Below are 13,714 nucleotides of genomic sequence, written 5' to 3' on the forward strand. Positions count from 1 at the left end.
TGTATTTTCCAAGCGAACGAAAATTCGCTTTATGTAAAAGAAACCTCTAACCGCTAATCGGCAGAGGCTTCTCATTTTATCCTAAATAATCCAATTTCTTACCACTACGATATACTTCATCAATTGTAGCACCGCCTAAGCACTCATCTCCATCATAGAAAACAACTGCTTGTCCTGGTGTAATTGCACGAATTGGCTCATCACAAAGAATACGAACTGTATTTTCATCAACGATTTGAACCGTTACTTTATTGTCTTCTTGACGATAACGGAATTTCGCTGTGCACTTAAATTCTTTTTCTTTCGCTTCATTACTTACCCAGCCGATATTCGTAGCAATAACTTCATCACCATATAGAAGCTCGTTATGGAATCCTTGATCAACATATAAAATGTTTTCTTTCAAGTTTTTCCCAACAGCAAACCACGGATCACCGTTACCACCAATACCAAGGCCATGACGTTGTCCAATTGTATAGTACATTAAACCGTCATGCTTCCCTTTCACTTCACCAGATAATGTTTGCATCACACCTGGTTGCGCTGGTAAATAGTTGCTTAAGAAATCTTTAAAGTTACGCTCACCGATAAAGCAAATACCAGTACTATCTTTCTTCGCCGCTGTCGCTAAACCAGCTTCTGTCGCCATTTCACGAATTTGCGGTTTCTTTAATTCACCTAATGGGAACATTGTTTTTGATAATTGCTCTTGGCTTAATTGATTCAAGAAATACGTTTGGTCTTTATTATCATCAACGCCGCGAAGCATTTTATATTCGCCGTCCATATAAGCAACGCGTGCATAATGACCTGTCGCTACATAATCAGCACCAAGCGCAATCGCATGCTCTAAAAATGCTTTAAATTTAATTTCTTTGTTACACATTACATCTGGGTTTGGTGTACGACCAGCTCGGTACTCATCTAAGAAGTACGTAAATACTTTATCCCAGTATTGTTTTTCAAAGTTTACTGCATAATATGGAATGCCAATTTGGTTACACACTTCAATTACATCATTGTAATCTTCTGTTGCTGTGCAGACACCATTCTCATCTGTATCATCCCAGTTTTTCATAAAAATTCCGATTACATCATAACCTTGCTCTTTTAATAAAAGAGCTGCTACAGATGAATCGACGCCACCGGACATCCCGATGACAACGCGTGTTTCTTGAGGTAGTTTGTTCATCATGTCACCTCCCATGCTAATTTTGTGTTAATCGCTTCACGATTTTCACTGTTTCGTACGCCGCTTTCTCAATTTGCTCTTTCGTATTTCCAAGTCCGAAACTAAAGCGTACGGATGAACGTATTTGATCGGAGTCTTTTCCGAACATCGCTACTAATACATGTGATGGATCAATCGAACCAGCTGTACACGCCGAGCCACTTGACACTGCAATGCCAGCTATATCTAAGTTCACAAGGAACGGTTCAATGTTCATTCCTGTAAAACTGATATTAAGCACATGTGGTAAGCGATATTCTAAGTTTCCGTTTACCTCGAAAGTAATGTCTTCATTTTTGAAGACAGATACCATTATATCTTTAAACTCTTCATATTGGGCATTTTTTTGCTCACGCGTTTTTTCAGCTAACAAAATTGCATGTTGCAAACCAACGATACTCGGTACATTTTCAGTACCAGCACGGCGTTTTCTTTCTTGCTCCCCGCCTATTAATAACGGTTCAAATTTCACATTTGCACCAGCATATAGGAACCCTACACCTTTTGGTCCATTAATTTTATGAGCTGAAATCGATAATAAATCAATGCCGAACTCTTTCACATCTATTTCTACTAATCCGTAAGCTTGTACCGCATCTGTATGAAAATAAGCTTGATGCTCTTTTAGCAACTTCCCTATTTCCGCGATTGGTTGCATCGTCCCGACTTCATTATTCCCAAACATAACGGATACGAGAATCGTCTCTTCTGTTAATGCATTTTGTATGTCAGAAACTTGAACGCGTCCTGTTTCATCAACAGGTAAATATGTCACTTCAAACCCTTCGCGCTCTAACAATTCACACGTATGCAAAATTGCATGATGTTCAATTCGCGTCGTTATAATATGGTTACCTTTATGACGATTCGCACGTGCTACACCTATAAGCGCTAAATTATCAGCTTCTGTACCACCGCTCGTAAATATAATTTCATTCGGATTCGCATGAATGCTACGTGCTCCCGCGCGTCTCGCCTCATCTACTGCATGGCGCGTTTGACGTCCATAAAAGTGAATACTAGACGGGTTCCCGAATGTTTCTGTCATATATGGAATCATCTTTTCGACCACTTCTGGGTGAGTCGGAGATGTCGCAGCATGATCTAAGTAAATGCGTTCCATTAAATCTCCTTCTTTCCAAATCGTTTCACAAGGAATTAAATGTAAAACATATAGCCCCCGTGATTTTCTTCCTCATAACGTACTAAATCTTCTAACGTTGTACTATCTAACACTTCTTGCACCGCATCACGAACACGCATCCATAATTGGCGTTGTGCCGGTTCCTCTTCTTCTATCATTTCTACAACACTAATCGGACCCTCTAATACACGGATTACATCCCCAGCTGTAATGTTAGCTGGCTGATCAGACAATACATATCCGCCATATGCCCCGCGCGTACTCTTTACTAGACGAGCGTTACGAAGTGGTGAAATTAATTGCTCTAAGTAATGTTCCGATAAATCATGTGCCTGCGCAATTGATTTTAAGGAAATTGGACCTTCACCAAACTTTTTTGCAAGATCGATCATAATTGTTAAGCCGTAGCGGCCTTTCGTTGAAATCTTCATCTATTTTGCACCTCTTTTCAAATTTTCACTTCTATTGGTTATATCTTATTTATAAAAGAACACAATTTAAAATCCTATGAAATTATAGCATAATATAGTATTATAAGAAATTTCAACTTGTGTATCAAAATGATAACATAAAATCACATTGAAAAACTCGGAAATTATTACAATTGAAAGAAAAATGAAAATATTTATATTCATTTTTCCCACAAAACAGCATCCTATTTCAAATTCCACTAAAAAAAATGATACGATAGAAAGAGATTATACATTAAGGGAGACGGTAAAAATGAAACAGCCACTCGCACATCGAATGCGCCCTACAAATATTCAAGAAATTATCGGACAACAACATTTAGTTGGTGAAGGAAAAATTTTATGGCGAATGGTCCAAGCAAATCATTTTCAATCTATGATTTTATACGGCCCTCCAGGCACAGGAAAAACATCCATTGCGAGCGCAATTGCAGGAAGTACTGGAACCCCTTTTCGCCTATTAAACGCTGTTACTCATAATAAAAAAGATATGGAAGTTGTTGTACAAGAAGCAAAGATGCATCGACACCTCGTTTTAATTTTAGATGAAGTACACCGTCTAGATAAAGCAAAACAGGATTTTCTATTACCTCATTTAGAAAGCGGACTCCTTACCTTAATCGGTGCAACAACGAGTAATCCGTTCCATGCTATTAATTCTGCTATTCGAAGTCGTTGTCAAATCTTCGAATTACACGCATTAACAGAAGATGATCTTTTAATTGGCTTAAAACGAGCACTTGAAGATAAAGAAAAAGGTCTTGGGGAATATGATGTAACGGTTACGCCGGAAGCATTACATCACTTTGCAAATGCATCTGGTGGAGATATGCGTTCTGCTTATAATGCACTTGAACTAGCTGTTTTATCTAGCTTTACAACGGACGAAAAAGCTGCGGTAATTACGCTAGAAATTGCAGAAGAATGCTTGCAAAAAAAGAGCTTCGTTCACGACAAAGGTGGAGATGCTCATTATGACGTATTATCGGCATTTCAAAAATCGGTGCGCGGAAGTGATGTAAATGCAGCACTTCATTATTTAGCACGTCTTATTGAAGCTGGTGATTTACAAAGCATTGGTAGACGTCTTCTTATTATGGCATATGAAGATATCGGACTTGCTAGCCCACAAGCCGGACCGCGTACACTAGCAGCTATAGAATCAGCGGAACGAGTTGGATTCCCGGAGGCACGCATACCACTTGCAAATGCTGTTATCGAGCTTTGCTTATCACCAAAATCAAACTCAGCTTACAAAGCACTTGATACTGCATTACACGATTTACGTAACGGTCAAACAGGCGACATTCCAAGTCATTTAAAAGATAGTCATTACAAAGGCGCAGAATCACTTGGAAGAGGCATTGGATACTTGTATCCACACGACCATCCAAATGGATGGGTACAACAACAATACTTACCTGATAAAATAAAAAACAAACAATATTATAAACCGAAAACGACAGGGAAATTTGAGCAAGCACTTTCTACTGTATATGAAAGATTACAAAGTTCGAATAAAACGAAAAATAAAGGGTAACCTAAGCGAAAACGTCACCATTATGGAGGCTTCGCTTATGAAAACACGTCAAGATGCATGGACAAAAGAAGACGATCTCCTTTTAGCAGAAACTGTTTTACGACATATTCGCAGCGGTAGCACACAAATAAAAGCATTCGATGAAGTCGGCGATACATTGAACCGCACTTCCGCAGCTTGCGGATTTAGATGGAATGCTGAAGTAAGACCGAATTACGAAGATGCGGTGCAACTTGCAAAAAAACAACGTAAAGAATTAAAACGCTCTGAAGCTAAAATAGAAAAAGAGCATTTCACGCAAACGAAACAACTCGTAATTGATGCCGAGTTTTCAGAAGATATTATGCCAAACAAACAGAATCTTACAATGCAACATGTCATCTCGTTTTTGCAAAACTTAGAGCATACCAACCCTTCACTCGCAAAGTTACAAACTGAAAATGAAGTATTACAAGCTCAGCTCACGACTTTGAAAAAAACGAATCATGAACTGGAAGCAAAATTAGCGGTACTCTCAAAAAAACAACAAGCAATCGAAGAAGATTATGCAATGCTTGTTAGAATTATGGACCGTGCTCGAAAACTCGTTTCGGTTGAAGAACAAGAGGAACAGATCGCTCCAATTTTCAAAACAGATCAAAATGGAAATTTAGATATTATTTATTCTGCAGAAAATTAAAAAGGATGTCACCTAGTCGGGGTTTCTGACTGTGTGGCATCTTTTTTTCTTCGGTAAAAATAATATTTGTGAATATAATTATATAGATTTATAGAAAAAATTGACAACAATAGACCTCAAGTTCACACAAGGAAACACCAGGGAATAATTGGATATTACTTACTTAAATGTTACTATAAAGATATATGTTTGAAAGGAGATGGTTGCTATTTCATTAATAGTCTTCAAAATAACACTCGGTATTCTCGTTCTAATATTAGGCCTTTTTACCATTAAGAGTTTAAAAAAGACTTCCGCCTATAAGTCGGATAAATACGATTATTCTTTATTAGGATTACTTACATTCGAATTATTAGTATTGCAAATATATGCAATTCTTTAAAACATAATAGAAAAAGCATATACCCTTGACGGATATATGCTTTCTTTTTATTCTTGCCCTACACGCTTCACTTCAACGTTTTTAATACGTTCACGTACAACGTGACTTGCCATGATTAGGCCTGCCACAGATGGTACGAATGCATTTGATGAAGGTGGTAATTTCGCTTTACGAATTTTTGCATTTTCGTCTGGTACGATTTCTTTACGTACTTCTTCACGAATTACGATTGGGTTTTCGTCAGAGAAGACAACTTTTACACCTTTTTTAATACCATCTTTACGAAGCTTCGTACGAATTACTTTCGCAATTGGATCTGTATGTGTTTTAGAGATGTCCGCAATACGGAAACGAGTTGGGTCCATTTTATTTGCTGCACCCATGCATGAGATAATTTTAATTTTTCGACGTAAGCATTGTTTAATTAAATGAATTTTGAACGTAATCGTATCAGATGCATCTACTACGAAATCCAATCCATGTTTGAAGAACTCTTCATATGTTTCATCAGTATAAAACATTTCTAGTCCAATTACTTCACACTCTGGATTAATGTCTGCGATACGCTCTTTCATTAATTCTACTTTTGAACGTCCTACAGTAGATACTAACGCGTGAATTTGACGGTTTACGTTTGTAATATCTACAACGTCTTTATCGACTAATACGAGACGTCCTACGCCAGAACGTGCTAACGCCTCTGCCGAAAATGACCCTACGCCGCCAATTCCTAAAATACCGACTGTACTATTTTTTAATATTTCAAGTCCTTCTTTACCAAAGGCTAATTCATTACGTGAAAATTGATGTAACATTCAGCTCTACACTCCTATTACAAAAATGGTCTATCATGTATTCTAGCGTTTTTCCGACTATTTGTATAGAAAAAGTTATAGAATTCCTAAAAATACATATTTCGAGAATAAAAACATAGTGTAAACCGGACTTTTTAAACAACCTCTCAAAAAAAGTCTAGACGGCTATAGTATAACCATCTAGACTTTATTCTTACTTTTCTTCTTTTAAGCTTAATTTTAAGTTTAACTCTTCAAGCTGTGCTTCTGCTACTGGGCTTGGAGCTTCTGTTAATAAGCAGCTTGCGCTTGCTGTTTTCGGAAATGCAATTGTATCACGAAGGTTCGTACGGCCTGCAAGTAACATAACAAGACGGTCTAAACCTAATGCGATACCACCGTGTGGTGGAGTACCGTATTCGAATGCTTCTAATAAGAATCCGAATTGCTCTTGTGCTTCTTCTTGTGAGAATCCAAGTGCTTTGAACATTTTTTCTTGTACGTCACGCTCGTAAATACGAAGTGATCCACCGCCAAGCTCATAACCATTTAATACAAGGTCATATGCTTGTGCACGTGCTTTTTCTGGTGCCGTTTCTAATAACTCAACATCTTCACGGAATGGCATTGTGAATGGGTGGTGAGCTGCGAAGTAACGATCTGCATCTTCATCGTACTCAAGAAGTGGCCAATCCGTTACCCATAGGAAGTTAAATTTACTTTCGTCAATTAACTCAAGCTCTTTACCTAGACGTAAACGAAGTGCACCTAAGCTATCTGCAACAACGCTCTTCTTATCTGCTACGAATAGTAATAAGTCGCCAGCAGTAGCTTCTAATGTAGCCATTAACGCGTTTGCTTCTTCTTCACCGAAGAATTTCGCAATCGGTCCTTTTAAGCCGTCCTCTTCCACTTTAAGCCAAGCTAGACCTTTTGCACCGTATACTTTTACGAATTCAGTTAATGCATCGATATCTTTACGAGAGTATTTGCTCGCAGCACCTTTTGCATTAATTGCTTTTACTTGTCCGCCGCTTTCTACAGCACTTGTAAATACTTTAAAACCACAACCTACTGCAAATTCAGATAGGTCTGTTAGTTCCATTTCAAAGCGTGTATCTGGCTTATCAGAACCGTAACGAGCCATTGCATCAGCATATTTCATACGAGGGAATGGTGCACTCACTTCTACACCTTTTGCATCCTTCATAACTTTCGTCATCATGCGCTCCATCATATCTAAAATTTCATCTTGTGTTAAGAATGAAGCTTCGATATCGATTTGCGTGAATTCTGGTTGACGGTCTGCACGTAAATCTTCGTCACGGAAACAACGTGCTACTTGATAGTAACGCTCAAATCCGCCGACCATAAGAAGCTGTTTAAATAATTGTGGAGACTGTGGTAACGCATAGAATTCACCATCATGTACACGACTTGGTACTAAATAGTCACGAGCTCCTTCTGGTGTACTCTTCGTTAAAATTGGTGTTTCCACTTCTAAGAACTCTTCTGTGTCTAAGAAGTTACGAATTGTTTTCGTTACGTCGTGACGCATTTTGAATGTGTTAAACATTGCAGGACGACGTAAGTCTAAATAACGATATTTTAAACGCACATCTTCTGATGCATCTGTATCATCAGCAATAATGATTGGCGTTGTTTTTGCTGCATTTAATACGTTTACTTTCGTTGCTTGTACTTCAATACGACCCGTTGCCATATTGTCATTAATTGCGCCTTCACCACGCTCAACAACTGTACCTTCTACGTGCAATACGTATTCACTACGAATAGTTTCTGCTATTTCTAACGCTTCTTTTGATGTTTCTGGGTTAAATACAACTTGCACGATACCTGTACGGTCACGTAAGTCGATAAAGATTAATCCACCTAAATCACGGCGTTTTTGTACCCAACCTTTTAATTGAACTGTTTGTCCAACTGCTTCTACTGTTACTTTTCCACATGCATGTGTTCTTTCAGCCACTGTAAGTTCCCCCTATATTAATTTCTCTGCTACGTATGAAGCAAATACATCTAATGCTACTTCTTCTTGTTCCCCTGTTGCCATATCTTTTAAGTTAATGATGCCTTTATCTAGCTCATCTTCCCCTAATACAGCTACAAATTTCGCCTTTAGACGATCTGCTGATTTAAATTGTGCTTTCATTTTACGGTCTAAATAATCTTTTTCAACTGATAATCCAGCTTTACGAAGATCAAACGCAACTTTCGCAGCATGGTCTTTCGCTTTTTCACCAAGCGCTACAACGTAGCAATCAATACTATGTTCAATTGGTAATTCGATGTTTTCAGCTTTTAGCGCCATAATTAAACGTTCGATACTCATCGCAAAACCGATACCTGGCATTTCTGGTCCACCGATTTCTTGTACAAGCCCGTTATAACGTCCACCACCGCTTAATGTAGTGATAGCACCGAAACCTTCTGCCTCACTCATAATTTCAAAAACAGTGTGTTGGTAGTAGTCTAAACCACGTACTAAGTTCGGATCTTTTTCAAATGGAACATCCATCATCGTTAATAGTTCTTGAACTTTGTCGTAGTATACTGCTGAATCTTCGTTTAAGTATTCTGTAATAGATGGTGCTGTTCCCATTAATTCATGGTTACGGTCCTTCTTACAATCTAAAATACGAAGAGGATTCTTTTCTAAACGAGATTGGCAGTCAGAACAGAACTCACCGATACGTGGCTCGAAGTGTGCGATTAACGCATCACGGTGCGCTTGACGGCTCGCCGCATCACCTAAGCTGTTTAATACAACTTTAATATTTTTTAAGCCCATGCCGCGGTAAAACTCTACAGCAAGTGCAATTACTTCTGCATCAATCGCAGGATCGTTACTACCGATTGCTTCAATACCGAATTGTACGAATTGACGATAGCGACCTGCTTGTGGTCTTTCGTAACGGAACATTTGACCAATATAGTATAATTTCGTTGGTTGTGTTGCATCACCGAACATTTTGTTTTCAACGTAAGAACGTACAACAGGTGCAGTACCTTCTGGACGTAATGTTAAACTGCGCTCTCCACGATCTTGGAATGAGTACATTTCTTTTTGTACGATATCTGTCGTATCACCAACACCACGTAAAAATAGCTCAGTGTGTTCAAAAATTGGTGTACGAATTTCTTTATAGTTGTAACGACGGCAAATTTCGCGTGCTTGCCCTTCGATATACTGCCATAACTCAACAGTGCCTGGAAGAATATCTTGCGTTCCGCGTGGGATTTGAATAGACATATTCAGTTCCTCCTCAAATTGTTTTAATCTTAATAAAAATAAAAAAACTCCCGCCTCTACTGTTTGAACAGTAGGGACGAGAGTATTATACCCGTGGTGCCACCCTAATTGAAGCACGTATGCTTCCACTTTTTTAATAACGCTTAAATGTGCGTTCATCCCTACTAAGCATATATGCCGTTCAAGTTGAAACCTCTAGAGTGTCATTCAATCAGTCATCATGCAGAAATGTTTTCAGCCTAAGACATTTCTTCTCTTTCCATGTGTGTCTCATTTACTCTTCTCTATCAACGGTTATATTCATATGTAAATATAAAATTACTATACGTTTGTTGAGTAGGATTGTCAAGTACTCTAAGAGCGTTCAATCTGCTTCTTTAGACGCTTTACATCTTGAAGAGAAATCCCAAACTCAGAAGCAAGTTCCATTGAAGTATTGTTTTGCTCTTTTGAAATAAAATCATGAAAATTTACGTTAAACAGTTGATTTGCACCATTTGTAACAGAATGCCCTTTTTCGTTCATACGCATACGTATATCCCTCACATTCAATATAGATGTTTTACTTTTTATTGTTCCATATTGATGAAAGAGTTATACATAACTGAAACAGCTATTAATTCCAAATAAAGTAAAACTTTAATGAATAAGGGTTTTGTCCATCGCCACTCATTATTAGCCCTCACTAATCAGGCTTCGACGGGCAGTGGATCTCCCACAAATAGCGAGATAAATGAACAAAACATACAACAATGTATAAAAAAGAAGGGATTATATAATCCCCTCTTTTTTAAGCAACACTATTTACTATCCACAATTAAGGTCACCGGACCATCATTGATTAAAGAAACATCCATCATTGCTCCGAACTTCCCTGTTTCTACATGCAATCCTTGCTTACGAACTTCCTCATTAAAGAAATCATATAAACGCTCTGCATAATCAGGTTTGGCAGCATCCATAAAGTTGGGACGTCTTCCCTTGCGACAATCTCCGTATAATGTGAATTGCGAAATTGATAGAACTTGTCCTTCTACATCAAGTACAGAATGGTTCATCTTTCCACTCTCATCTTCAAAAATACGTAAGTTCGCAATTTTTTCTGCAATGTAAGTTGCATCTTTTTCTGTATCTTCATGCGTAATGCCAACTAGTAATGTTAAACCGAACGGAATTTGTCCTACGATCTCACCGTCTACTGTGACAGACGCTTCTTTTGATCGTTGTAAAACAACTCTCATCTTTTCTACACTCCCTATTAATGCATCATGCGTCGTACTGCATAAATTTCTGGAACACGTTTAATGCGTTCTACTACTTTTTTCAAGTGCTGTAAGTTACGAATAGAGATTGACATATTAATTGTCGCCATCTTATTACGGTCACTTCTACCAGAAACTGCCGAAATATACGTTTTCGTCTCTGTAACAGCTTGTAATACTTCATTTAATAAGCCACGGCGATCGTAACCTGAAATTTCAATATCAACGTTATACTCAATTTCTTTTTCAGGACTACCTTCCCACTCTACTTCCAATAAACGTTCTATAGCTTCTTCTGTATGAACATTTACACAATCACGGCGGTGAATCGATACACCTCGGCCTTTCGTAATATACCCAACGATATCATCACCTGGTACTGGGTTACAGCATTTTGATAAACGAATTAATAAATTATCCGCACCACTTACTTTAACGCCAGAATCCCATTTTCGAATTTTCATCGGTTTACGAACTTCTTTAACTTCAACGATTTCTTCTTCTTCACGTTGCTTACGGAATTTGTCCGTTAGTCGCGTAACAATTTGCGACGCTGTAATCCCGCTATATCCAACTGCTGCAAACATATCTTCTTCATTTGCAAAATTGAACTTCTCGGCAACACGTTTTAAATTGTCAGGAGCTAACACTTCTTTCATCTCATACTCTAGGCTACGCACTTCTTTTTCAACAAGTTCACGGCCTTTTTCAATATTTTCATCTCTACGTTGCTTCTTAAAGAATTGACGTATTTTGTTTTTCGCATGAGATGTTTGAGCAAGTTTCACCCAGTCTTGACTTGGCCCATACGAATGTTTCGATGTTAAAATTTCAATGATGTCACCAGTTTTTAATTTATAATCAAGCGTCACCATTTTGCCGTTTACTTTTGCACCAATTGTTTTATTTCCAATCTCCGAATGGACACGATACGAAAAGTCAATCGGAACAGATCCAAGTGGCAATTCCATTACGTCGCCTTTCGGTGTAAAGACGAATACCATGTCAGAGAATAAATCAATTTTTAATGACTCCATAAACTCTTCTGCATTAGAAGCTTCATTTTGCCATTCTAATATTTGACGGAACCATGTAAGTTTCTTCTCTAATGTACCTGTTGTTTCTGCTGTTTTTCCTTCTTTATACGCCCAGTGCGCCGCGATCCCGAATTCTGCAATCTCATGCATTTCTTTCGTACGAATTTGCACTTCAAGCGGATCACCTTTCGGCCCAATTACAGTCGTATGAAGAGATTGATATAGATTTGCTTTCGGCATCGCAATATAATCTTTAAAACGACCTGGCATCGGTTTCCAGCACGTATGAATAATTCCAAGTACCGCATAACAATCTTTAATACTATTTACAACGACACGTACAGCTAATAAATCGTAAATTTCATTGAACTGTTTATTTTGCAGTGCCATTTTACGATAAATACTGTAAATATGCTTTGGTCTTCCAGAAATCTCAGGTTGAATTGCAACTTCTTTTAATTTCTCACGAATACCAGTCATTACTTCGTCTAAATATTCTTCACGCTCTGCACGTTTACGCTTCATTAAATTTACAATACGATAGTATTGCTGTGGATTTAAATAGCGAAGTGACGTATCCTCTAGCTCCCATTTAATAGTACTAATTCCGAGTCTATGTGCTAAAGGTGCAAAGATTTCTAACGTTTCATTTGCAATGCGACGCTGCTTCTCTTGAGGCAAATGTTTCAATGTACGCATGTTATGAAGACGATCAGCTAGTTTAATTAAAATAACTCGAATATCTTGAGCCATTGCAATAAACATTTTGCGATGGTTTTCTGCTTGTTGTTGCTCATGAGATTTATATTTAATCTTTCCGAGCTTTGTTACACCATCGACAAGCATAGCAATTTCTTTATTAAATTCCCGTTCAATATCTTCTAATGTAATTTCTGTATCTTCCACTACATCATGTAAGAAACCTGCTGATACTGTAGCTGGATCCATGTGTAAATCAACTAAAATACCTGCAACTTGAATTGGATGAATAATGTACGGTTCACCCGATTTTCTGTATTGTTCGCTATGCGCATCACGTGCATATTCATAGGCACGTGCCACTAGCTCAATATCTTCATCTGCTAAATATTGACTTGCTTTCTCGAGTACCTGTTCAGCTGTTAGTACCTGCTCATTTGCCATCGAATCACCTTTTATTGAAAATTGACTTTATCTTAATTAAGTAGAATAAATTATATTCTATCATTATAACCTAATGATTGTGAATTGTGAAAAGGAAAAGATTTTACTGACATTTTACCTTATTTTTTTGTGCAATTATACAAAAGTACCCGCTCCTCTCCAAGAGATTCACGGGTACTTTTTATCACCGTAGTTTTACCTATATAGTGATTAGTATTTTTCTAATACTAATACATCGTAACCATCTAACATTTTACGACCATCTAAGTAAGTAAGCTCTACTAAGAATGCAATTCCTGCTACAACTCCGCCAAGTTCTTCAACTAGCTTAATTGTCGCTTCAATTGTTCCACCTGTAGCTAATAGATCATCTGTAATTAATACGCGTTGACCTGGCTTAATTGCATCTTTATGGATTGTTAAAACATCTTTACCATATTCTTTACCGTAATCAACTGTAATTACTTCACGTGGTAATTTCCCTAATTTACGAACTGGTGCAAAACCTACTTCTAACGCATAAGAAACTGGGCAACCGATAATAAAGCCACGTGCTTCTGGCCCTACTACAACGTCAATGTCTCTTTTCTTTGCATACTCAACGATTGCATCTGTTGCTGCTTTGTATGCTTTACCATCGTTCATTAACGGTGTAATGTCTTTAAATACAATACCTTCTTTTGGATAATCCGGTACAATTGCGATATGTTGCTTGAAATCCATATTTCTGAATCCTCCTCAGATCTAAAAGGTTTGTA

12 protein-coding genes and 1 other annotated feature are annotated in these 13,714 nt (G+C 37.8%); of the genes, 2 read left to right on the plus strand and 10 right to left on the minus strand.

The features are described from left to right. Positions 1–76: 76 nt before the first annotated feature. Genes mnmA through cymR form a run of 3 tightly spaced genes read right to left on the minus strand, consistent with a single transcriptional unit; the run spans position 77 to position 2,806 of the window. Complete coding sequence (mnmA, locus tag AC1DMU_RS03485) at positions 77–1,192, minus strand: tRNA 2-thiouridine(34) synthase MnmA (protein ID WP_001038022.1); 1,116 nt, start codon at positions 1,190–1,192, stop codon at positions 77–79. A gap of 16 nt (positions 1,193–1,208) precedes the next feature. Continuing rightward, positions 1,209–2,354 carry a cysteine desulfurase family protein gene (locus tag AC1DMU_RS03490; RefSeq protein ID WP_000439914.1) on the minus strand — a complete coding sequence of 382 codons (1,146 nt, stop codon included), beginning with the start codon at positions 2,352–2,354 and terminating at the stop codon, positions 1,209–1,211. 35 nt (positions 2,355–2,389) lie between these two features. Beyond that, positions 2,390–2,806, minus strand: a complete 417-nt coding sequence (cymR, locus tag AC1DMU_RS03495; RefSeq protein WP_000704116.1) for a cysteine metabolism transcriptional regulator CymR — start codon at positions 2,804–2,806, stop codon at positions 2,390–2,392. A gap of 292 nt (positions 2,807–3,098) precedes the next feature. Between cymR and AC1DMU_RS03500 the strand changes: the two genes are divergently transcribed. Both AC1DMU_RS03500 and AC1DMU_RS03505 read left to right on the plus strand, forming a co-directional pair. Beyond that, positions 3,099–4,385 carry a replication-associated recombination protein A gene (locus AC1DMU_RS03500; protein ID WP_000812941.1) on the plus strand — a complete coding sequence of 429 codons (1,287 nt, stop codon included), beginning with the start codon at positions 3,099–3,101 and terminating at the stop codon, positions 4,383–4,385. Between the two features lie 37 nt (positions 4,386–4,422). Next, positions 4,423–5,064, plus strand: coding sequence for an RsfA family transcriptional regulator (locus AC1DMU_RS03505; protein ID WP_088064459.1), 642 nt, complete (start codon positions 4,423–4,425; stop codon positions 5,062–5,064). 429 nt (positions 5,065–5,493) lie between these two features. On the opposite strand, the gene AC1DMU_RS03510 is transcribed toward AC1DMU_RS03505, so the two are convergent. From AC1DMU_RS03510 to AC1DMU_RS03540, 7 genes are all read right to left on the minus strand, one after another. Continuing rightward, positions 5,494–6,261: a tRNA threonylcarbamoyladenosine dehydratase gene (locus AC1DMU_RS03510; RefSeq protein WP_000903181.1), complete on the minus strand. Its 768-nt coding sequence runs from the start codon at positions 6,259–6,261 to the stop codon at positions 5,494–5,496. A 193-nt stretch (positions 6,262–6,454) separates the two neighbouring features. Continuing rightward, on the minus strand, positions 6,455–8,230 hold the full coding sequence (gene aspS, locus AC1DMU_RS03515) for an aspartate--tRNA ligase (RefSeq protein WP_046958824.1): 1,776 nt from the start codon (positions 8,228–8,230) through the stop codon (positions 6,455–6,457). 12 nt (positions 8,231–8,242) lie between these two features. Further along, positions 8,243–9,514 (minus strand): histidine--tRNA ligase, encoded by a 1,272-nt coding sequence (hisS, locus tag AC1DMU_RS03520; protein WP_033656406.1) that lies wholly within the window; start codon positions 9,512–9,514, stop codon positions 8,243–8,245. A 69-nt stretch (positions 9,515–9,583) separates the two neighbouring features. Further along, positions 9,584–9,814 (minus strand) — a binding site (T-box leader). Positions 9,815–9,868: 54 nt separating this feature from the next. Continuing rightward, positions 9,869–10,045 carry a hypothetical protein gene (locus tag AC1DMU_RS03525; RefSeq protein WP_001242605.1) on the minus strand — a complete coding sequence of 59 codons (177 nt, stop codon included), beginning with the start codon at positions 10,043–10,045 and terminating at the stop codon, positions 9,869–9,871. Positions 10,046–10,314: 269 nt separating this feature from the next. Then, positions 10,315–10,755 (minus strand): D-tyrosyl-tRNA(Tyr) deacylase, encoded by a 441-nt coding sequence (locus tag AC1DMU_RS03530; protein ID WP_001266955.1) that lies wholly within the window; start codon positions 10,753–10,755, stop codon positions 10,315–10,317. 17 nt (positions 10,756–10,772) lie between these two features. Then, positions 10,773–12,956 (minus strand): GTP diphosphokinase, encoded by a 2,184-nt coding sequence (gene relA / locus AC1DMU_RS03535; RefSeq protein WP_001262796.1) that lies wholly within the window; start codon positions 12,954–12,956, stop codon positions 10,773–10,775. Positions 12,957–13,166: 210 nt separating this feature from the next. Further along, the gene (locus AC1DMU_RS03540) at positions 13,167–13,679 is read right to left on the minus strand and encodes an adenine phosphoribosyltransferase (RefSeq protein ID WP_000346221.1); all 513 of its coding nucleotides are present in this window, start codon (positions 13,677–13,679) and stop codon (positions 13,167–13,169) included. Between the last annotated feature and the right edge of the window lie 35 nt (positions 13,680–13,714).

The sequence above is a fragment of the Bacillus sp. 01N45 genome, from assembly GCF_056399205.1.